Here is a 22157-nt window from a genome sequence, read left to right as displayed (position 1 = left end):
TGTCCGTTCAACACTGCGCGCGCCAGCCTGATATGGCGCGCCGGACATCTAGTCGATCTCGGTCAGTCGATCAGTCCAGCACCTCGACGATGCGGCGCGAGCGCGGCTCGACCAGCACGGTCTCGCCGTTCACGACGGTGTAGCGATAGGTGGTGGCGCCGAAACGTTGCGGCACGTCATAATAAGTGACGCCGCTTTCGGGTAAGGTGGTGCCGACCACCACGCGATCCGGAATCCGGAAGGGCGGCACACGTTGTTCGACGACATATTCGCGGAAGGCCGGCCGCTGGTCGACCGCAATGGTCGGGGCGCTGTCGACCACGGCCGGCGCGCGTCCCACAGTGACACTGCTTTGCGCCTGCGCCGCAAGGGGCGAGCCGGTCGCGGCCGCGAGCGCTGCAAGAGCAAGAATCCTGTTCCGCATGGGCAACTCCTTCGACTTCTTTTTCGGACGCGCGACTGGCGCGACCGGTTGCCAATGCGTGCCTCATGGCAATGTTCCGGGAAAAGGCCTGCCGCATTCGCGGCAATTTCGGGCAGTTTTCGCGAAGGGCGGAACTCGCGATGCGCTCTGCGCATCTCTACTCCCGGAACCGGGCCGGCTATGATCCGCGCGCGATTCGCCTCACCTCCACAGAAAGATAGTTCATGCACATCACCGTCGCCCACATTTCGCCGATCCTGTCGTTGATTGCGGGCGTGCTCATCCTGATCATGCCGCGACTCCTCAACCTCATCGTCGCGATCTTCCTCATCGTCAACGGCGCGATCGGGCTCGGGCTCCTGAAGTGGCTCCGCTTCTAGGCGTCACTTTTCGGAACTGTCCGACTTGCGCGGGCCCGCCCAAAGTGGTGTAAGGCCCGCGATTTCCCATTCCTCTCGCAGGTTGTGTGCAAGCTATGGCCAAAGCCGCCTCGAAGCCTAAGAAAATGCCAGCGAAATCAAAGTCCTCTGCCGTCGCGAAAGCCGCGCCGCCGGCCCGCAAGACGCTGGCCAAAAGCGCGCCGAAGCCGGTCGCCAAGCCCGCAGCCAAGCCGGCGGCAAAGGCCGTGACCAAGGCGGCTCTGCCGAAGGTCGCCACGAAGCCCGCACCGAAGAAGGCTGCGCCCGCCAAGGCGGCGCCAGCCGCGGCCAAGGCCGGCAAATGGGTGTTCACATTCGGTGACGGCAAGGCCGAGGGCCGCTCGGAAATGCGCGACCTGCTCGGCGGCAAGGGCGCCAACCTCGCCGAAATGGCCAATCTCGGCCTGCCGGTGCCTCCCGGCTTCACCATCCCGACCTCGGTCTGCACCTATTTCTACGCACACGACAAGACCTACCCCAGGGAATTGCAGTCGCAGGTTGAGAAGGCGCTCGACTATGTCGGCAGGTTGACCGGCAAGATCTTCGGCGATGCCAAGAACCCGCTGCTCGTCTCCGTGCGCTCCGGCGCGCGCGCCTCGATGCCGGGCATGATGGACACCGTGCTCAATCTCGGCCTCAACGACCAGACCGTGGAAGCGCTCGCCGAATTGTCGGGTGACCGCCGCTTCGCCTTTGACAGCTATCGCCGCTTCATCACCATGTATTCCGACGTGGTGCTCGGCTTCGAGCACCATCACTTCGAGGAAATCCTCGACACCTTCAAGGATACGCAGGGCTACACGCTCGACACGGACCTCTCCGCCGAGGACTGGGTCGAACTGGTCGGCAAGTACAAGGACGCAGTTGCGCGCGAGACCGGCAAGGAGTTCCCGCAGGATCCGCACGACCAGCTCTGGGGCGCGATCGGCGCGGTGTTTTCATCCTGGATGAACGCGCGCGCGGTGACCTACCGCAAGCTGCACGACATTCCGGAATCCTGGGGCACCGCGGTCAACGTGCAGGCCATGGTGTTCGGCAACATGGGCGAGACCTCGGCGACCGGCGTTGCCTTCACCCGCAACCCCTCGACCGGCGAGAGCAAGCTCTACGGCGAGTTCCTGATCAACGCGCAGGGCGAGGACGTGGTGGCGGGCATCCGCACGCCGCAGGACATCACCGAGGAGGCGCGGAAGGAGTCGGGCTCCGACAAGGCGTCGATGGAATCGGCGATGCCGGAGGCCTTCAAGGAACTGACGCGGATCTACACGCTGCTCGAGAAGCACTACCGCGACATGCAGGACATGGAGTTCACGGTCGAGCAGGGCAAGCTCTGGATGCTCCAGACCCGCGGCGGCAAGCGCACTGCGAAAGCGGCGCTGCGCATCGCGGTCGAGCTCGCCAATGAGGGCCTGATCTCGAAGAAAGAAGCGGTGACGCGGATCGATCCGGCCTCGCTCGATCAGCTCTTGCATCCGACCATCGATCCCAACGCCAAGCGCGACGTGATCGCCACCGGCCTGCCGGCATCCCCGGGTGCTGCCTCCGGCGAGATCGTGTTCTCCTCGGATGAAGCGGCCAAGCTTCAGGCCGACGGGCGCAAGGTGATCCTGGTCCGCATCGAGACCAGCCCGGAAGACATCCACGGCATGCACGCTGCCGAAGGCATCCTGACCACCCGCGGCGGCATGACCTCGCACGCGGCGGTGGTCGCGCGCGGCATGGGCAAGCCCTGCGTCTCCGGCTGCGGCACCATCCGCGTCGATTACGGCCGCGGCACCATGAGCATCGGCTCGCGCACCTTCAAGACCGGCGACGTCATCACCATCGACGGCTCGCTCGGCCAGGTGCTCGCCGGCCGCATGCCGATGATCGAGCCGGAGCTCTCCGGCGAGTTCGGCACGCTGATGAACTGGGCCGACCAGGTCCGCAAGATCGGCGTGCGCGTCAATGCCGACACGCCCGACGACGCGCGCACTGCGATCAAGTTCGGCGCGGAAGGCATCGGCCTGTGCCGCACCGAGCACATGTTCTTCGAGGAGACGCGCATCCGCACGGTGCGCGAGATGATCCTCTCCGAGGACGAGCAGTCGCGCCGCGCCGCGCTCGCAAAACTGCTGCCGATGCAGCGCGCCGACTTCGTCGAGCTGTTCGAGATCATGAAGGGCCTGCCCGTCACGATCCGGCTGCTCGACCCGCCGCTGCACGAGTTCCTGCCGCACACCCATGCCGAGGTCGAGGAAGTGGCACGCGCCATGAACACCGACCCGCGGCGCCTCGCCGACCGCGCCCGCGAGCTCTCGGAGTTCAACCCGATGCTCGGCTTCCGCGGCTGCCGAATCGCGATCGCCTATCCGGAGATCGCCGAGATGCAGGCGCGCGCGATCTTCGAGGCGGCGGTCGAGGCGCAGAAGCGCACCGGCAAGGCTGTCGGCCTCGAGGTGATGGTGCCGCTGATCGCGACCAAGGCCGAGCTCGATCTCGTCAAGGCGCGGATCGATGCGACCGCCCAGGCTGTGATGCGCGACACCAACACCAAGCTGGCCTATCAGGTCGGTACCATGATCGAGTTGCCGCGCGCCTGCCTCCTCGCGGCCGAGATCGCGCAGTCGGCCGAGTTCTTCTCGTTCGGCACCAACGACCTGACGCAGACGACCTACGGCATCAGCCGCGACGACGCGGCGAGCTTCATGGGTCCCTACGTCGCGAAGGGCATCCTATCGGTCGATCCCTTCATTTCTCTGGATCAGGAAGGCGTCGGCGAGCTCGTCAAGATCGGCGTCGCGCGCGGCCGCAAGACCCGCGCCTCGCTCAAGGTCGGCATCTGCGGCGAGCACGGCGGCGATCCCGCCTCCGTCGCCTTCTGTCACCACATCGGCCTCAACTACGTCTCCTGCTCGCCCTACCGCGTGCCGATCGCCCGGCTCGCAGCGGCGCAAGCGGCGCTCGGCAAGGCCGTCGCCAGCCAGGCGTAAGCAGAACTAAAATGCCGGAATGAGAGAGGCGGGGCCAAGCCCCGCCTCTTTCATTTTACGTCACGCTCTTTCAACATCGTCATTGCGAACGCAGCGAAGCAATCCGGAATCCTTCCTCGGAGGGACTGTGGATTGCTTCGTCGCAAGACGTGTTCGTGGGGACGTGCTCGCCACACGCTCCGCTGTTATCGCCCGGCTTGACCGGGCGATCCAGTACGCCGAGACGGTAGTGATTGAATCGAGACGCGGCGGCGTACTGGATTCCCCGCCTTCGCAGGGAATGACACCGGTGATGAGGAAGCGCTTTGCGCGAACCCAACAACAGCAGCCCCTCACACGTCCCGTAATGATACGCATGCGCAAGAGTTCCTTCACCATGCGCGTTGACCGGATGTTTACCGCGTCGCGTGAGACCGCATTTACCACTGCGCGACGTCGCCCCGGGGAAAGCCCTGTGTTCGCTTGAGTGTGCCGTTTGCGCAACGCGGATTAACGCCCCGGCAACCTAAATTAGCTACTTACGATAAAGATCGAATTGCACGGATGTACTGAGTTCGATCAGACGAGCGTAAGCGTAGCGTGAGCGTATCGATGTCAGTGTTGCGTAACCATCCGAAGGGCGCGCGGTTCGCGTCCTTCGGCATCGGTCTCTGCATCTTCGCATTGATGCCGAGAGAGACCGGCTATCAGGACATTGCCTCGCTGCTGGCGCGCCAGCCCGGCGTCGCCGAGCGTTGGCAGAAGCAGGTATTTTCCGCTGCGTCCTCGATCCAGCTTGCGACCTACAGCTTCTCGCGGCCGATCGGCACCTCCGCTCCGCAGAGCGCGATGGTTCGGCTCGCGAGCCTCGACGGCCGTGACGTCACCGGCGCGATCAGCCGCAATCCTGCGCTTCAGGCGCCGCCGCGCTACCAGGCCTCCGACTTTCCCAAAGTCGATCGCTCGCTGAAGGGTGATCGTCTCGCAACCGTCGCGCCGACGCAGGCCCCCGAGACGGTCGCGCCGGCTGCAGAGCCGGCACAGGAAGATCCCTCGACGTCGAACCGCTCGGTGTTCGGCGCCAAGACCGCCGAGTTGCCGCAGGCGATGTCGCCGGAATCCGCGGCCGTGCTCGATCCCGAACTCCAGGAAGCGTTGCGCGCGCCGCCGCTGCCGCAATATTCCAATCCGCCGCAGGCCAGCGACGCTGCGCGCGCGCTCGCGACCGCGCCGCTGGAGGCGTTGAAGCGGGCTCCCGCCGCGCCGGCACCGGCGCGCGATCCCTTCGCCGTCAAGACCTCGAGCCTGTTCTTCGGCAGCTCATCGCTCGGCGGCAATATCGAGCCCATCGAGAGCTGGCAGCCGGGCGCCGAGCCGCTGATCGTGATGCCCGATCCCGACATGAAGGTGACGGCTTCGCTGTCGCCGCCATCGGTGGAGATCTCCAAGGAGATCGAAGGCGGCGAGAGCGTTGCGCCGAAGGGCGAGGTCAATGCCGACAACCAGCGCGCCAGATCGCCGGCGGAGCGCCTCGCGCTCGACGACAAGTCGCGCGCCAAATCGGAGAAATGCCTCGCCGAAGCCGTCTATTTCGAATCCCGCGGCGAGGCCGTGCGCGGCCAGATCGCGGTAGCGCAGGTGGTGATGAACCGCGTGTTCTCCGGCAAATATCCCGAAACCGTGTGCGGCGTGGTCTACCAGAACAAGTACCGCCATTTCGCCTGCCAGTTCACCTTTGCCTGCGACAACAATCCAGACGTGATCCGCGAGCCCGAAATGTGGGAGCGCGCCAGGAAGATCTCCAAGGCGATGCTCGACGGCCAGATCTGGCTGCCCGAGGTCGGCAAGTCCACGCACTACCACGCCTATTGGGTCCGCCCATCCTGGGTCGCCGAGATGAAGAAGCTGTACAAGACCGGCGTGCACACCTTCTATCGGCCGCGCAACTGGGGCGACGGCAGCGAGGAGCCGAGCTGGGGCACCCCGGCGCAGACCGCCGCGCTGTCCGCCGAACTCGTGCAGGAGGCCAAGAGCTCGGCCGAGATGGGTGTGAGCGAGCGAAGGTAGTTGTCCTTCATCTCCGCTCGAGCGGCTTCGCATATTACTCGTGGCGGCGGCCTGCGCGCACGCCTCGTCCTTCGAGACGGCGCTTACGCGCCTCCTCAGGATGAGGCTAATCAGCGTCAGTGCCCGTTGAAGCTGCTGCCACGCACTCCGTCCTCATCCTGAGGAGCCCGCCCAAAGCGGGCGTCTCGAAGGATGGCCGCAGGCAAAGCTCCGAAATGCGATAGCCCTGCCGCAAGCGGGGAGAGGGAGAGGAATTCATCACGCCTCGATATCCAGCGCACAGTCGAAATTGGGCGCCGAATGCGTCAGCGCACCCGCCGACGCATAATCGACACCGGTCGCCGCAATCGCGGCGATCGACTCCAGCGTGACGCCGCCGGACGCCTCCAGCTCGAGGCGGCCTTCATTGATCCGCACCGCCTCGCGCAGCATCGCAAGGTCCATGTTGTCGAGCAGCACCGCGTCGGCCATCCCGCTGTCGAGCACCTCGCGCAGTTGCGACAGCGTATCGACCTCGATCTCGATCTTGACGAGATGCCCCGCGTGGGCACGGGCGCGCTCCAGCACCGGACGGATGCCGCCGGCGACCGCAATGTGGTTGTCCTTGATCAGGATGGCGTCGTCGAGCCCGAAGCGATGGTTGAAGCCGCCGCCGCAGCGCACCGCGTATTTCTCCAGTGCGCGCAATCCAGGTGTGGTTTTTCGCGTGCAGCAGATGCGCATCTTCGTGCCTTCGGTGCGCGCGACATAGTCCGCCGTGAGCGTGGCTATGCCCGACAAGCGGCCGACGAAGTTCAGCGCAGTTCGCTCGGCCGTGAGAATGGCGCGCGCCGGGCCCGAGATCGTCAGCACATGCTGGCCGCGGACAACCCGTGCGGCGTCGCGGACATGTGCGCGCAGCTCGATGTCGGGCGACAATTTTTGCAGCGTCGCCAGCGCCAGCGGCAATCCGGCAATCACGCCGGACTGGCGCGCGACGAGGATCGCCTGCGCCCTGGTCGCTTCCGGGATCGTCGCAAGCGAGGTGATGTCGCCGGCGCGGCCGAGGTCCTCGTCGAGCGCGCGCTGGACGGCCGCGTCGATCGCGAGCGGAGAGAGAAAGGCGTCGGGATAGAGCAGCGAGGTCGGGGTGATCATGGGGCCTCCTTCAGGCGATCATGGATTGCGCAATACGTGGCAGCGGACGCTCGTTCAGGCTCTCCGCGACCTCACGCATCGCGACGAGCGTCGTCATCGTTCTCCGGGCCGGCCCGGGGGCGTCAGCGGGATGATCGGAACGGAAATGCGCACCGCGGCTCTCGCGCCGCGTCCAGGCCGCAGCGGCGACGAGCAGGGCCGAAGTCGCCATGTTGCGAAGGGCGATGTCTGCGGCCTCGCGTTCGAGCATGGCGAAGTGGCGCACGGCGTCCGCAAGCCCGTCACCGTCGCGGATCACGCCGACATGCGCGCCCATCATCGCGCGCAGCCGCTTCACCGCTGCAGCATCCGGCGTGCCTGCGCGCGGCGTCGCCAACGCACCGGGAAAGCGGGCGGACGCGGGGATCGCGCGGCCGGCGATGTCGTCGGCAATGCGTGCAGCATAAACGACGGCTTCGAGCAGCGAATTCGAGGCGAGCCGGTTGGCGCCATGCGCACCGGTTGAGGAGACTTCGCCGCCGGCCCAGAGCCCGTCGATCGAGCTGCGGCCGCGATCGTCGACCGCGATGCCGCCCATGTGATAATGCGCGGCCGGCGCGATCGGAATGGCTTGCGTCGCGGGATCGATGCCGGCGGCGATGCAGCTCGCATGCACTGTCGGGAATCTTTCTGCGAAGCGCGTGCCCAGCGCAGCACGCGCGTCGAGGAAGGCGCCGCGCCCGGCCGCGATCTCGGTGAACACGCCGCGGGCCACGATGTCGCGCGGTGCAAGCTCGGCGAGCGGGTGGCGTGCCCTCATGAAACGCTCGCCATGGCCGTTGATCAGCGTTGCGCCTTCGCCGCGCAACGCTTCGGTCGCGAGCGGTGCCGGGTCGCGGCCGACCATGATGGCGGTGGGGTGGAACTGCACGAATTCAGGATCGGCGATCACGGCTCCGGCGCGGGCTGCGATCGCAAGGCCGGAGCCGCTCGCTTCACACGGGTTGGTGGTGACGCCATAGAGATGGCCGATACCGCCGGTCGCTAGCACGATCGCGCGTGAAGCGAGCACGGCCGGTCGTGCAGCGGGATTGCCGGCCTCGCGCAATTGAAGGCCGGTGACGGCGCCGTCCTCGGTCAGCAGGGTTTCGGCGACGAAGCCTTCCATCAGGCGGATCGAGGGCGTGCGACGTACGGCATCGCTCAACGCCGCGATGATCGCGGCGCCGGCGCCATCGCCGCGCACATGCACGATGCGCCGCGCGGAATGCGCAGCTTCCCGTCCGACGGCAAGCCTGCCTTCGAGATCGCGGTCGAACGGTACCCCGTAAGCGAGAAGGTCATGGATGCGCGGCGCCGCCTCGCGCGCGATCCCGAGTGCGACGGTTTCATCGACAAGGCCGCCGCCGACCGCGACGGTGTCGGCGGCATGTGCCTCCGGCGTGTCGCCTTCGGCCACCGCCGCGGCGATGCCGCCTTGCGCCCATGCGGACGACGCGCCCTGTCCGAGCGGTGCCGCCGAGATCAAGGTCACCGGCCGCGGCGCTAGCTTCAGCGCGCAGAACAGTCCGGCAAGGCCGCCGCCGACGATGACGACGTCGTCGGCGTTGCGGGTGAGGTCGTGGATGGTGTTTGTTGTCATGGTTCTGTCCTTTCACTCCGCTGTCGTCCCCGCCTGGTGCGCAATTGCGCACGGGGGGACCCATACGCCGCGGCGGAAGTTGTTGCGCGACGCTGTGCAACGTCGTTCTTCGCAACCACATCTGCCTGTGATTATGGGGCCCGGATCTGCGCTGCGCTTGTCCGGGACGACAGCTGTGTGTGTCGCTAGTTCTTCAGATTGATCATCCGCTCGACCGAGCGCCGCGCGCGTTCGGCAAGCGCGGGATCGATCGTCACCTCCTCGCGAAGCGTCAGCAGGCACTCCAGGATGTTGGCGAGCGTGATGCGCTTCATGTGCGGGCAGAGATTGCAGGGCCGCAGCATCTCCACTTCGGGGAGCTCGGCCCGCACATTGTCGGCCATCGAGCATTCGGTGATCATGACGAGGCGCCGGGGCCGCTTCGCGCGCACCCAGTTGATCATGTGCGCGGTAGAACCGGTGAAGTCGACTTCGGCCAGCACGTCCGGCGGGCACTCCGGATGCGCGATGATCTGGACGGACGGATCGGCCTCGCGAAAGGATCGCAGCTCCTCGCCCGTGAAGCGCTCATGCACCTCGCAGGCGCCTTTCCAGGCGATGATCTTCACGTCGGTCTTCGAAGCCACATAAGTGGCGAGGTACCGGTCGGGCAGGAAGATCACGCTTCGAGCGCCCAGGCTCTCGACCACCTGCACCGCGTTCGAAGACGTGCAGCAGATATCGACCTCCGCCTTCACCTCCGCCGAGGTGTTGACGTAAGCAACGACGGGCACGCCCGGAAATTTCTCCCTGAGCAGCCGCACATCCGCGCCGGTGATGCTGGCAGCAAGCGAGCAGCCCGCGCGCGAATCCGGGATCAAAACGGTCTTGTCCGGATTAAGCAGCTTCGAGGTCTCTGCCATGAAGTGCACGCCGCACTGGACGATGATGCCTGCCTTCACCTTGGTGGCTTCGACCGCGAGCTGGAGCGAGTCGCCGCCGATATCGGCCACGCAGTGGAAGATCTCCGGAGCCTGGTAGTTGTGGGCGAGGATCACCGCGCCCCGCGCGCGCTTCAGCTCGTTGATCGCGTTGATGGTCGGTGCCATCAGCGGCCATTCGATCGGCGGGATCACGTGCTTCACGCGCTCGTAGAGCGGGGCGGTGGCGCGTTCGACCCCCGGCGTCCATTCCAGGGAAGGCATTGGCCATGTCGGTCCCGCGGGCACCGGCGCGGCGCGGGGAGGGGTGATGAGTTGGCCCTGTGGCCGGTTGGCAAAATCGTCGGGGCCGTAAATTCCAGTGATCGGCATCGAAGCCTCCCAAGCGGGTTATTATGCTCAAGTTGAGAATATATAGAGCCTGAGAAATCCGGCCGAGAGGCCGGTCAGAGCAGGTTGCCCTTGTATATGCTCAACTTGAGTAAATCGAAGATAGCATGCTCCGATGGGGCCTGCTAGGCCCTGCCGCACACATTCCCGTCAGATCGCGGCTGACACGTCGGGCGAGGCAGCATTGAAACGCAATGCTCCCGCGGCAGCTCCTCGTGGAATGCAATCGTCTTTGGCTTGGCGATCTTTTTGACTTGGGATCTTCATGCAGATGCATTAAACGGCTCTCCCGCGGCTGCTGATCGCGGATTCGCCAACGACAGACGAGGAAGACCATGTCGACACAGATCGGCGAACTCGCTCCGGCCTCACGTTCCTCCAACTGGCGCACCCCGGCCGTCATCATTCTCTGCGGTTGTGCGATCGGCATGCTCGGCTTCGGTCCGCGCTCGGCGCTCGGTTTCTTCGTGCAGCCGATGAGCCACGAATTCAGCTGGGGCCGCGACGTGTTTGGCCTCGCGATTGCCGTGCAGAATCTGTTGTGGGGGCTGGGCCAGCCGCTCGCCGGCGCGGTCGCGGATCGCTTCGGCCTGTTCCGGGTGATGTGCGTCGGCGCTCTGCTCTATGCCGGCGGCCTGATCTTGATGCGCTACTCCTCGACGCCGCTCTCGCTCGACATCGGTGCCGGCGTCATGATCGGCTTTGGTCTTGCCGGCTGCTCGTTCAATCTGGTGCTGTCGGCGTTCAGCAAGCTGTTGCCGGCCGAGAAACGCGGCCTTGCGCTCGGTGCCGGCACGGCGGCGGGGTCGTTCGGGCAGTTCCTGTTCGCACCGATTGGCGTCGCGTTGATCGATAATTTCGGCTGGCAGCAGGCGCTCTCCGTGTTCGGTTTCCTGATGCTGCTGATCATCCCGCTGTCGCTGGCGCTGTCGACGCCGCCTGTCGCAAGCACGGCCAATACGGCGCCTGCGGATGAGCAGACCTTCACCAGGGCGCTTGCGGAGGCCTTCGGCCACCGCTCCTACGTGCTCCTGGTGCTCGGCTTCTTCACCTGCGGCTTCCAGCTCGCCTTCATCACCGTGCATCTGCCGGCCTTCCTGGTCGATAGCGGCATCTCGACGCAAACCGGTGGCTGGGTGATCGCGGCGATCGGCCTGTTCAACATCATCGGTTCGCTCAGCGTCGGCTATCTCCAGAACTATCTGCCCAAGCGCTACATCCTCTCGACCATCTACTTCACCCGCGCGCTTGCGACCCTCGCCTTCATCGCGTTCCCGATCACGCCGTTCTCGGCGATCGCGTTTGGCGCGATCTCAGGCCTGACCTGGCTGTCGACGGTGCCGCCGACCTCGGCACTGGTGGCGCTGATGTTTGGCACGCGCTGGCTCGCGACGCTCTACGGCTTCGCCTTCGTCAGCCATCAGGTCGGCGGCTTCCTCGGTGTCTGGCTAGGGGGCATCGTGTTCGAGCGGTTCGGTTCCTACACGCCGATCTGGTGGCTCTCGATCCTGTTCGGCGTGCTTTCCGCACTGATCAATCTTCCGATTGTGGAGAAACCTGTCGAGCGGGCGGTTGCACAGCCGGCCTGATCGGCTAAACAATCCCTGAAACAAGTCAGGGAGTGAAGTCGTGGCCACATTCAAGGCGATCCGGATCGACAAGGCGGACAAGGGCACCACCGCCCAGCTCACGCAGTTCGACGAAGCTGAGCTGATGGACGGTGACGTCACCGTCCGTGTGGAGTGGTCGACGCTGAACTACAAGGACGGCCTTGCGCTCACAGGCAAGGCGCCGGTGGTGCGTCGCTTCCCGATGATCGCCGGCATCGACTTCGCCGGCACCGTCGAAGCCTCCTCGCATCCCCAATGGAAGGCGGGCGACAAGGTGGTCTGCACCGGATGGGGCATGGGCGAGACCCATCTCGGCGCCTATGCGGAGAAGGCGCGGGTGAAGGGCGACTGGCTGGTCGCCTTGCCGCAGGGCCTGTCGGCGCGCGATGCCATGGCGATCGGCACCGCCGGTTTCACTGCGATGCTCGCCGTGCTGGCGCTCGAGAAGCACGGTCTGTCGCCGAAGAGCGGCCCGGTGGTGGTGACCGGCGCTGCCGGCGGCGTCGGCTCGGTTGCGATCGCCGTGCTCTCGAAGCTCGGCTACCACGTCATCGCCTCGACCGGCCGGGCCTCCGAGGCCGACTATCTGAAGCATCTGGGAGCAGCCGAAGTCATCGACCGGAACGAATTGTCGGCACCGGCAAAACCCCTCGCCAAGGAGCGCTGGGCTGGCGGCGTCGACAGCGTCGGCTCGACCACCCTCGCCAACCTGCTCTCGATGACGAAGTATGGCGGAGCGATTGCGGCTTGCGGTCTGGCCGCCGGCATGGACCTGCCGTCCTCGGTCGCGCCGTTTATTTTGCGCGGAGTGTGCCTTCTCGGCATCGATTCCGTGATGTGCCCGATCGAGCCGAGGAAGGTGGCCTGGCAACGCCTCGCATCCGATCTGGATCGGACAAAACTATCTGAAATCACTAAGGAAATTTCGCTGACCGAGGTTTCGGAGTGGGGCGCGAAAATTCTGGCCGGCCAAGTCCGGGGCCGCATCGTGGTTAAAATTGGCTGACGGCGTTTAGACTTTACCAACCAAGCTGCTCCAATGTTGCCTTGGTTCGTATGGTAAGCAGCGGGTAAAGAAATAGGGCATCGCCCGCTGCGGGGGGTTGGGTTCGGAGTTGAGCATGCTTGCGCGTATTGTGTTGGGGGCTGTCACGGCGGCAGCAACGTTTGCGCCCGCCATTGCTGGAAGCATGAACGCCGACGAGGCGCGCCGCTTCGTAGCCGGCAAAGTGTTTGCCTTCACCTGCTTCGACGGCACCCGCGGCGCAGGCCGCATCCTCGACGATCTCGGTGCCGCCGGTGCGGTGCAGTTCTCGGGAGCAGGCCCGGTCCGTCATCTCCGTCTGCCCGGCAATACGCTCCAGATCCGCGGCCAGAACGTCTGTGCCTCGATCAAGGGCATCCCCTTCGAGCCCTGCTTCAACCTGGAAAAGACCGACGATCGTAGCTTCCGCGGCTCGGTGTCGGGCATGGGCTTCGCCTATTGCGACTTCCATCACCAGGGCGGCAACCAGATGCTGATGGCGCGCGCAGCGGCGCGGCCACGCTCACTGAGGACCTCGGAGCGCACCGGTTCGATCGGCACATCGAACACCGAAGTCGCCGCGCGCGTCGAGACCCCGCGTGTCGAGAGCAGCCGGCTCGAGCCGGCGAAGTCCGAAGTCAAGTCCGAGCCCGCGAAGAACGAGGGCCCGCTGGAGCTGCGCCGGTCGACCCAGTGACTTGGCCGCGCGGGACCATCCGCGCCTTTGTCGCCGAAGACGTCCATCGAGCGCGAAGCCGCCGCGCCGTAGTCATACGGGCTGCGGCCTTCATGCGTTGGTAGCTGTTCGCGCCTCAATTTGAGTGCGGCCGGGGGGTGGTCCCACACAAGGGCTCAACGATGTCGCTCTATTTCTTTCGCATCAGCACCGGCCGCTATTCCGGCGCCGCTGACCAGCCGTACGAGTTCGAGGATCGCGTGGCGGCCTGGACCGAGATGACCAAGGTGTGTGCCGATCTGCTCGGCGGTATCGCGTGCAGCCTGAAGCCGAACGCCGAGTGGTGCATGGAGCTGCTCGACGAGAGCAAGAAGCCGGTCTTTCGAATCAGCCTGGTCGGAGAAACCGTCGGATGCAAAGCGTCCTAGCTCAGATCTCAAGCTGCAATTTGCAACCATGACGAGATCATTCCTCTTCATCTTCAATCATGTAGCGCAAAAAGACAGTATTTCTGCGAGGCATCGCGTTAACCAGAAGATTGGACTCCGACCTGTAGCTTTTCGGTAAGGACGATCAACGTCCAAGCGGCCAACAAAGACTTGGCTGCTCGTTTCCGGGGAAACGCACCGATGTTGAGTCTCTTTCGAAATCTGCAGATCGGGACCAAGCTGGCGATCGCCTCGGCTCTCGGCGTGTTCCTGGTTGGCGCCATGATCGCAAGCCAGATGGTCGGAAACGGCCATGTGCGCCGATCCAGCCAGGCCGCATTCGCCCAGCAGGAGCTGGCGCGTGAGGCAGTCGAGGCCAAGTTCTCGGTCCGGAGCATGCAGCTCGCCGTACGCGACATCCGTCTCGCCGGCAACTCGGGCGAATTGCAGAAGGCGAGCGATGCGCTCGTCGAACGTTCCGGCCGGCTGGTCAAGGTTGCCGATGCAATGCTCAAGCTGTCGCCCGCGGCGGAAGATCGCGCGAGGATGGAGACGCTCAAGACCCGCGCCTCGGATTATCTCAAGGCCGGGCAACAAGTCGCCTCAGTACGCAATGAAACCATCGCGGCGATGGGCGCAAACGACACAGCCCGCATCACCAGGCTCGTCGAAGAGGGGGCGCGTCTCACGCGCGAGGTCACGTTGCCGATTGCCGGCGAGATGGATCAGGTCGCCAATCAGGTCGCCGATTTCGCCAGGCACCGGAGCGAAGAGGATATCGCCGCCTCGGTGCAGGAGATGGCCTCGAGCGAGCATATCGGAATCATCGTCGGCGTGTTCGCGGTGCTCGTCCTCGTCGGCTCCTGGCTGATGTCGTTCCTGACCATCGGGCGGCCGATCCGCGCGCTTACCGTGGCCATGGACAAGCTCGCCGGCGGCGATTTCTCCGTGGTGCTGCCCGGTCTCGGCCGCAAGGACGAGGTCGGCGGCGTCGCTGCGGCGGTCGAAAAGTTCAAGGTCGTATCGGAACAGAAGGCGCGCGAGGAGGCCGAAGCCAAGATCAGACAGGACCAGATTGCGGCCGCGCAGCGCAAGGCCGAGATGCACAAGCTCGCGGACAGCTTCGAGGCCGCGATCGGGGAAATCGTCGATACCGTCTCCTCGGCCTCGACCGAACTGGAAGCTTCCGCGTCGACGCTGACGTCGACTGCGGCGCGTGGACAGGAGCTCACCACCATGGTTGCTGCCGCCTCCGAGGAAGCGTCCACCAATGTGCAGTCGGTGGCGTCGGCAACCGAAGAGCTGTCGTCGTCGATCACCGAGATCAGCCGGCAGGTGCAGGAATCGGCTCGCGTCGCGAGCGATGCGGTGAACCAGGCCCGCACCACCACCGATCGCGTCGGCGAGCTTTCCGCTGCCGCGGCGCGGATCGGCGACGTGGTCGAGCTGATCAACACCATCGCCGGCCAGACCAATCTCCTGGCGCTCAATGCAACCATCGAGGCCGCGCGCGCCGGCGAGGCGGGCCGCGGCTTTGCCGTCGTCGCCTCCGAGGTCAAGGCGCTTGCCGAGCAGACCGCGAAGGCGACCGGCGAGATCGGCCAGCAGATCGCCAGCATCCAGACCGCCACCGAGCATTCGGTCGGCGCGATCAAGGACATCAGCCACACCATCGAGAGGCTGTCGGAGATCTCCTCGACCATCGCAGCCGCGGTCGAAGAGCAGGGCGCCGCAACGCAGGAGATTTCCCGCAACGTGCAGCAGGCGGCGGCAGGCACCCATCAGGTGTCGTCCAACATCATCAATGTGCAGCAAGGCGCGAGCGAGACCGGCTCGGCGTCCTCGCAGGTGTTGGCGGCGGCGCAATCGCTGTCCGGCGACAGCAACCGGCTGAAGCTGGAGGTCGGAAAATTCCTGGGCACCGTGCGCGCGGCCTGACGCTCGCGGTCCGCCTCGGAGGAAGCCGCCGGCCCGCTCGAATGATGCCGCGCATCAAGCCGCGTCCGCATCGCGGCAGGAGACGTCCATGCGGCTGCAACAGACGGGTTGCAGTGAATGGCGACCACGAGCGCGAGCCGTAGTTTTACGTAGGTTCCTGTTAACGCCTGTTTGCGATTATGGGCGCAATCTCTCGGGACAAGAACCAGCCAGCATTGTTGAACTGACCTCCGCCCTGTCGTCCGTCGCGACGATCGCGGCGCAGGTCATTCGCGCGTTGCTGGCTACATCGGGATTGTCGTGATGTCGAAATTGTCGATCGTATTCAAGCTGCTGACCGTGCTGTCGGTCCTCGTGCTCTCGCTCGCCGGCGTCGGCGTGATGGCGATCGGCACGATGCAGAACATCAACGCCCATACGGTCGAGATTGCGGAGAGCTGGCTGCCGAGCGTGCGCGCGCTCGGCTCGATGCGCGCCGACATCAACGAGCTGCGCGTCGTCCTGCGACTTCACCTGATGCAGGAGAGCATCGAAGGCAAGGACGCTGCCGAGAAGCGCATGGCGCCGCTGCGCGAGCGCATCGAGAAGACGCGCAAGGTCTATGAAGGCCTGATCACCTTGCCGGAGGAACGCGCGATCTATCAGCAGTGGACCAAGGCCTGGGCCGAATACCTCAATGGCGTTCAGGAGACGATGGCGCTGTCGCGCAAGAGCCCCGGCCGCTTCCCGACCGATGCCAACGAGCTGCTGCAGACCAAGGTCGCGAAGATGGCTCAGGCGGCGGATCCCCTGCTCCTGAAGAGCATCGAGCTCAACAACAGCGGCGCCGAAGCGGAAACGAAGCAGGCGGCCGACAGCTACGCCACCATCTTCCGCGTGCTCGTCGGCATCATCGTTGCAGCCGTCGCGATCGCGATCGCTGCCGCCTACTATCTCGTGCGCGACGTGTCTCGCGGCATCGCCTCGATCATCCGTCCGATGCAGTCGCTCGGCGAAGGCGACCTCTCGGCCGAGGTGCCGCATCGCGGCGAGAAGACGGAGATCGGCTCGATGGCGGATGCGCTCCAGATCTTCAAGGAGGCGTTGATCGCCAAGAAGTCCGCCGACGAGGCGGCGGCGCGCGACGCCGAGGCCAAGATCGAGCGTGGCCGCCGCGTCGATGCCATCACCCGCAATTTCGAGGTCATGATCGGCGAGGTCGTCGAGACCGTGTCATCGGCCTCGACCGAGCTCGAGGCCTCCGCGGCCACGCTGAGCGGCACGGCGCAGCGCGGCCAGGAGCTCGCGACTGTCGTTGCGGCCGCTTCGGAGGAAGCTTCCACCAACGTCCAGGCGGTGGCGTCCGCTTCCGAGGAGTTGTCGTCCTCCATCACCGAGATCAGCCGCCGCGTGCAGGATTCGGCGCGGATGGCTGCGGAAGCCGTCGAGCAGGCGGCGCGGACCAACGAGCGCGTCAACGCGCTGTCGCAGGCGGCCTCCCGCATCGGCGACGTGGTCGAGCTCATCAACACCATCGCGGGCCAGACCAACCTCCTCGCGCTGAACGCGACCATCGAAGCGGCGCGTGCCGGCGAGGCCGGACGCGGCTTTGCCGTCGTCGCCTCCGAAGTCAAGGCACTTGCCGAGCAGACCGCGAAAGCGACCGGTGAAATCGGGGCGCAGGTTTCGGGCATCCAGGCCGCGACGCAGGAATCCGTCAGCGCCATCCAGGAGATCGGCGGCACCATCGAGCGGCTGTCGGAGGTATCCTCGGCCATCGCCGCCGCCGTCGAGGAGCAGGGCGCGGCCACGCAGGAGATCTCGCGCAACGTCCAGCAGGCTTCGCTCGGCACCCAGGAGGTCTCGTCCAACATCACCAACGTGCAGCGCGGCGCGATCGAGACCGGCTCGGCCTCGGGCGAAGTGCTGTCGGCGGCGAAGTCGCTGGCGACCGACAGCACCCGCCTGAAGGTCGAAGTCGCGCAGTTCCTGGAATCGGTCCGCGCGGCCTGACCTTCACGTGCCCGGCTGCGGCGCGGCCGGCGGCGGCGTAACCTGCCGCCGGAACAGGATGCGTTGGTACAGCCAACCGATGGCGACCAGCACGACGCCGAGGCACATGAAGGAGAGCGCGCGGTAGACGCCCGTCAGCGTCGACATGTCGATGACGAAGGCCTTGAGGATCGTCAGCGCGATGACGGCGGCAGACGCCAGCCGCGCCCGTTCCGAGTTGACGAGGATGCCGACGCCGAGCAGCACCACGCCGAAAGCGAGCCAGCCGATCGAATAGGTGTATTGCTCGGCGCCCGTGGTCGGTCCCGTGGACAGGATCGGCCCGTGATAGAAGCGGCGGATCTCCAGCGTGACATAAGCGAGCGCGAACACGAGCGCGCCGCCCGCGATCGTATTGGCGTAGACCTTGCCACGCTCGCCGACCACCGCATAGGACAGCAGCAGCATCAGCACCGCCGGCAGCGCGTAGCCCAGCAGCAGCAGATTGAAGACGGCGCCGCCGACGTCGGTGTGCCACAGCAGCGGATTCTCCAGGATCAACAGACCGAACACGCTGACGAGCCCGGCAATCGCGGTCAGCACGACCGCGCCGACATTGTGTACGATGCTGCGGCTGCGCAGCCGCAACCGTTCCAGCCCGATCGCCATCGCCAGCGTGATACAGGCCTGCAGCGCGAATTCGAGCAGCGAGGGGGCCGCGGTCATGCGGCCGCCGGTCGCAAAGTGGCGGATCTCCATGAAGGCAAGCAGCGCGGTGAACAGGATCGCGGCGGCCTCGACCATGCGCAGCGGCGCATCGTCGGCACGGCGGCGCAGGAAGACGCTCGCGGCCCAGAACGAAAGCGCCGGCAGGCCGTAGCCCCACAGCAGCCAGTTCAGAATCGGCGTGGTGCCGACGGCGTCGCCGACGATGCGAGGATCGTAGGCGATGCGCGCGGTGACGAGTGCCGCGAAGATCGCGGCGAGCCAGCGCAGGAACGGAATCGGCCGCTGCATCGAGATCCAGGCCGTGCCGAGCGACATCAGCGCAAGCGCGATCGTCAGCCAGCCCTTCTCCAGCGCGAAGGTCAGCGCCAGCGCCAGTGCGCCGAGCGTGCCGGTCGCGAACAAGGCCGTGGAGATCGCAACGCCCGGCCGGGTCTCGCGGCGTGTGAGCGCCTCGGTCGCAGCGCCGAAGGCGGCGGCGAGCAGCACCGCCAGGATCGCGAACGGGATCGAGCGGTCGAGATGAGCGATGCGCGCGTAGAGCGCGACCAGGATCGCGATCGGCGTCGCGACGCCGGCCGTCGACCACACCACCGGAATGATCGCCGAATTCGACCGGCCCTGTGCCAGGAAGCCGGCGATGCCGAAGCCGGCGGCGAAGATCGCGGCCGTGACCAGGTGCAGCGTCACCGCGCCGTCGGTCGCAGTCGGTCCGATGCCGGGCATGGGGCCGCCGGGCAGCACCAGCATATCGGGATTGGCGCGCACCGCCCATTCGGCGAACACGATGAAGACGGTCGCCGCGGCCGCACCCAGGGCGCCTGTGGCCGCCGGCGCACGCCAGGCGACGAACAGCGTTCCCGCGACCAGCAGCGTGAAGGCGATCAACGCCAGATCGGCGTGCGCGCTCGACAGCACGATCAGCAGCGCGCCGAACAGATAGGCGCCGAGCGCGCTCGACGAGACCGGCTCGATCTCGCCGTCCTCGATGCCGGGCCCGAACATGAAGCCGCAGACGACGAGCAGCGCGGCCAGCACGAAGCCCGCGATGACATGGAAGGCGTGCGGCGCGACTTGCAGTTCGGCGGCGTCGAGACCCGGGAAGATCCAGAGCACGGCGAACACGATCGTCGTGACTGCAAGCCAGCGCCAAAGCCGGATACGGGCGAGGCCAAAGCTCGCGGCGGTGACGATCGCAAGATAGATGTAAAGAGCCCAATAGTCCGGCTTGCCGCTGGAGACGAGGATCGGTGTCACGAAGGCGCCGACCACGCCGAGGCCGGCGAGTGCTGGGCCGTGCAACAGCGCGGCGGCAAGCGTGCCGAGCGCGACGAGGCCGAGCAGCACGAAGGCGGTTGCGGGCACGAGGAAGCCGTAGAGCGCGTAGGCGGCATAGATGGTGGCGAACGCGACCGCCGTGCCGGCCGCGGTGAGGATCGCGGGGATGTTCGCGATCGGCAGCGCCGCTATGCTCGAGATGGCTTCCTTGCGCCGCGTCCATTCGCCGGCCCCTAACAGCGCCAGTGCGAACAATCCGCCGAGGAACACGCGCACGCCGGGGCCGAGGAGGCCGGCCTCGATCGAATAGCGCACCATGAAGAAGCCGCCGAGCGCGAGCGCGAGCCCGCCGATCCACACCACCCAGCGGGTGCCGAGCCGCTCCTCGAAACCGGGTGCCGGCGCGGGCAGCGGCGGCGGTGCGCTGGCTTCAAGGCCGGCTTCGAGTGGGGGCGGCGAAGCATCTGCGGCGACCGGCGCAGGCGGCGCAGCCTCGGGCTCGGGTGCAAGCGGCGGCGGCTCTGCCGGCGCTGTTGCGGGCGCCTCCGTCTGCACCGGTGCGGGCATCAACGGCGGCGGCTGCACCTGCCGCTGCGCGTAGAACATCTCTTCGAGCGAGCTCAGCCGGCGGCGCAGCTCGGCGGCCTGGTTGGACGCCTTGATCGCGATCAGGAAGGCGACGATCGCAATGATCGGCGCAAAGACGTCGAATGGGCCGTCGAACATGAAGCCTCCAGGCAACCGGCGGGCAGGGGCCGGCACCCCAAATATCAGGATCTAGCGCCGGGAGCGCACGCGCAAGCCCGGCGCGGGCCGCTCCTGGAGCACGTCGCGGCGGAAGCGATAGAGCGCCGCCGGCCGTCCGCCCGTCTGTGTCGACATGACGCCAGTCGGTTCGACCAGGGCTTCCATTTCGACCAGGCGACGGAAATTCTGCTTGTGCAGATGCCGGCCGGAGATCGCTTCCACCGTGTGCTGCAGTTCGGTAAGTGTGAATTCGGCTGGCAAAAGTTCAAAGACGACAGGGCGATACTTCAGCTTTGCGCGCAGCCGCGCGATCGCCGTGGCGAGAATCCGGCGGTGGTCGAACCGCATCGAGGTCCCGAGCGGGGGAAGCGTCTTGCGCGCCAAGGCTGCGGGGCGGCCGTCGCGGCGCGCCTCCTCGATCAGCCCGGCCTCGTACAGCAGCTCGTAGCGGTCGAGCACGCGCTCCTCGTCCCAGGGCGCGCCGTCGAGACCGAAATAGAACCGTACGCGATCCTTCCGCGGCAGCGCGCGCGTCGTCTCCGGCGTCTCCTCCTCGGCCCATTTCGTCAGCGCCGGGATGATGTCGCGGGCGATGATCCCTGGCGGCTCCTCGCGCCAGTCTTCCCAGGGGAAGAAGCGATACCATGGCGCGAAGCTCGCCGCGTTTGCGGCGAGCTCGCCGTCCACAGGGCGCGTCAGTGCGAGATAGCCGATCGACACCATATGCGCGCCGGTGTCGCCGGCCTCGGCATGGCGGCCGCGATCGCCGAAGGTGTAGAGCTGCTCGACATAGCCGAGCCGCAGGCCCGCCTGCTGCTCGACCCAGGCGCGCAGGCCGATCTCGAAGGTGCGATGGCTCACCGCGTCGAACGGGCCGAACGGCAGGCCGGCAAGCCCGTCGGCACCAGGCGCCGTCAGGATCAGCGGCTCGTGGTTCTCGATCGCAACGATTGCGGCGGTGAGGCCAATCTCGATCGGCGTCAGCTGCGTGTCGCTCATGCGATGATGATCGCGGATGGCGGGAGAGAGAGAGGCCATCTAGTTGCGGCGGTTTCTCCGCGGGCTCGGTCTAACCTCTCCCGTTTGCGGGAGAGGTCGGCGCGTAGCGCCGGGAGAGGGTTTTTTCCTCTAGGGGATTGCCCCGTCGTGGAGACACCCTCTCCCCAACCCTCTCCCGCAAGCGGGAGAGGGGGCTCACCTGCGTTGTGGCGCGCAATTCTCATTCGAGCTCGATCACGAAGGGGCGGCCTTCCACCATCATCGCGCCCGGGCCCATCTCGTCGAGTGCGCGCAGCATGCGGCCGTTGCGCCCGAGTGCGCGATCGGCGAGGCCGACGATGCGCCGGTTGGGCGAGGCGATCGGCGAGGCCGCGCGGATCTTCCGCGCGATCTCGATCTCGTCGCGATTCGGATTGAGCGCGCATGCCGCTGCAAACGCGCTGGCGGTGGAGCGGCTGATGCCGGCATAGCAATGCACCACCAGCGGTGCACTGCGGTCCCAGCCGCGCACGAAGTTCAGCACCTGCTCGATATGCGCCTCCGATGGTGCGACGAAACCGTCCATCTCCTCGGTGATGTCATCCATCGACACCTTGAGATGGTTGGCCGGCAGCACCGACACCGGACGTGCCACCTGCTCGACATTGGCCATCACCGTCAGCACATGGCTGGCGCCGGTGATGCGGACAGTTTCGGGAAGCGCGGCGAGGGAACAGACATGGATCATGGGAGACCTTTTTGCCGGCGATTATAGCGAGCGCGCGTAGGGTGGGCAAAGGCGCATCGCGCCGCGCCCACCATTTCGCAACTGCGCGCACGTTGCTCAGGTTG

16 protein-coding genes are annotated in these 22157 nt (G+C 66.1%); 9 read left to right on the top strand and 7 right to left on the bottom strand.

Annotated features, from left to right (window positions below):
- Positions 1-70: 70 nt before the first annotated feature.
- The gene (locus tag XH96_RS30070) at positions 71-424 is read right to left on the bottom strand and encodes a DUF1236 domain-containing protein (protein ID WP_194389177.1); all 354 of its coding nucleotides are present in this window, start codon (positions 422-424) and stop codon (positions 71-73) included.
- 224 nt (positions 425-648) lie between these two features.
- On the opposite strand from XH96_RS30070, the gene XH96_RS30065 reads away from it, so the two are divergent.
- The 3 genes from XH96_RS30065 to XH96_RS30055 all read left to right on the top strand — a co-directional run bounded on the left by XH96_RS30065 (position 649) and on the right by XH96_RS30055 (position 5861).
- The gene (locus XH96_RS30065; protein ID WP_008562090.1) at positions 649-804 is read left to right on the top strand and encodes a DUF3096 domain-containing protein; all 156 of its coding nucleotides are present in this window, start codon (positions 649-651) and stop codon (positions 802-804) included.
- 95 nt (positions 805-899) lie between these two features.
- Entirely contained in the window at positions 900-3815 is a 2916-nt protein-coding gene (gene ppdK / locus XH96_RS30060) for a pyruvate, phosphate dikinase (RefSeq protein ID WP_194389176.1), read from the top strand.
- 591 nt (positions 3816-4406) lie between these two features.
- Positions 4407-5861: a cell wall hydrolase gene (locus XH96_RS30055; protein WP_194389175.1), complete on the top strand. Its 1455-nt coding sequence runs from the start codon at positions 4407-4409 to the stop codon at positions 5859-5861.
- Positions 5862-6119: 258 nt separating this feature from the next.
- Here the strand turns inward: XH96_RS30055 and nadC are convergent, their stop codons facing one another.
- The 3 genes from nadC to nadA all read right to left on the bottom strand — a co-directional run bounded on the left by nadC (position 6120) and on the right by nadA (position 9911).
- Positions 6120-6998: a carboxylating nicotinate-nucleotide diphosphorylase gene (nadC, locus tag XH96_RS30050; protein WP_194389174.1), complete on the bottom strand. Its 879-nt coding sequence runs from the start codon at positions 6996-6998 to the stop codon at positions 6120-6122.
- Positions 6999-7008: 10 nt separating this feature from the next.
- Positions 7009-8619: an L-aspartate oxidase gene (locus XH96_RS30045; RefSeq protein ID WP_194389173.1), complete on the bottom strand. Its 1611-nt coding sequence runs from the start codon at positions 8617-8619 to the stop codon at positions 7009-7011.
- A 185-nt stretch (positions 8620-8804) separates the two neighbouring features.
- Positions 8805-9911, bottom strand: coding sequence for a quinolinate synthase NadA (gene nadA, locus XH96_RS30040; RefSeq protein ID WP_194389172.1), 1107 nt, complete (start codon positions 9909-9911; stop codon positions 8805-8807).
- Between the two features lie 353 nt (positions 9912-10264).
- Here nadA and XH96_RS30035 point away from each other — a divergent pair, with 353 nt between their 5' ends.
- From XH96_RS30035 to XH96_RS30010, 6 genes are all read left to right on the top strand, one after another.
- Positions 10265-11518, top strand: coding sequence for an MFS transporter (locus tag XH96_RS30035; protein ID WP_194389171.1), 1254 nt, complete (start codon positions 10265-10267; stop codon positions 11516-11518).
- Between the two features lie 40 nt (positions 11519-11558).
- Entirely contained in the window at positions 11559-12545 is a 987-nt protein-coding gene (locus tag XH96_RS30030; protein ID WP_194389170.1) for an MDR family oxidoreductase, read from the top strand.
- Between the two features lie 115 nt (positions 12546-12660).
- Positions 12661-13260, top strand: a complete 600-nt coding sequence (locus XH96_RS30025) for a hypothetical protein (RefSeq protein ID WP_194389169.1) — start codon at positions 12661-12663, stop codon at positions 13258-13260.
- A gap of 161 nt (positions 13261-13421) precedes the next feature.
- Complete coding sequence (locus tag XH96_RS30020; RefSeq protein WP_194389168.1) at positions 13422-13667, top strand: hypothetical protein; 246 nt, start codon at positions 13422-13424, stop codon at positions 13665-13667.
- 201 nt (positions 13668-13868) lie between these two features.
- Positions 13869-15605, top strand: coding sequence for a methyl-accepting chemotaxis protein (locus XH96_RS30015; RefSeq protein WP_194389167.1), 1737 nt, complete (start codon positions 13869-13871; stop codon positions 15603-15605).
- A 303-nt stretch (positions 15606-15908) separates the two neighbouring features.
- Positions 15909-17597 carry a methyl-accepting chemotaxis protein gene (locus XH96_RS30010; RefSeq protein ID WP_194389166.1) on the top strand — a complete coding sequence of 563 codons (1689 nt, stop codon included), beginning with the start codon at positions 15909-15911 and terminating at the stop codon, positions 17595-17597.
- A 3-nt stretch (positions 17598-17600) separates the two neighbouring features.
- Here the strand turns inward: XH96_RS30010 and XH96_RS30005 are convergent, their stop codons facing one another.
- The 3 genes from XH96_RS30005 to XH96_RS29995 form a co-directional block, all read right to left on the bottom strand.
- On the bottom strand, positions 17601-20306 hold the full coding sequence (locus XH96_RS30005; protein ID WP_194389165.1) for a DUF2339 domain-containing protein: 2706 nt from the start codon (positions 20304-20306) through the stop codon (positions 17601-17603).
- Between the two features lie 51 nt (positions 20307-20357).
- Positions 20358-21326: an NAD regulator gene (locus XH96_RS30000; protein WP_194389164.1), complete on the bottom strand. Its 969-nt coding sequence runs from the start codon at positions 21324-21326 to the stop codon at positions 20358-20360.
- Between the two features lie 220 nt (positions 21327-21546).
- Positions 21547-22053, bottom strand: a complete 507-nt coding sequence (locus tag XH96_RS29995; RefSeq protein WP_194389163.1) for a tyrosine phosphatase family protein — start codon at positions 22051-22053, stop codon at positions 21547-21549.
- Positions 22054-22157 lie beyond the last annotated feature (104 nt).

The sequence above is a fragment of the Bradyrhizobium sp. CCBAU 51765 genome (assembly GCF_015291725.1).
GTDB classification, from domain to species: Bacteria; Pseudomonadota; Alphaproteobacteria; order Rhizobiales; family Xanthobacteraceae; genus Bradyrhizobium; species Bradyrhizobium liaoningense.
The sequence above is the reverse complement of the archived record's forward strand: the minus strand, read 5'-3'. Positions and strand labels throughout refer to the sequence as shown.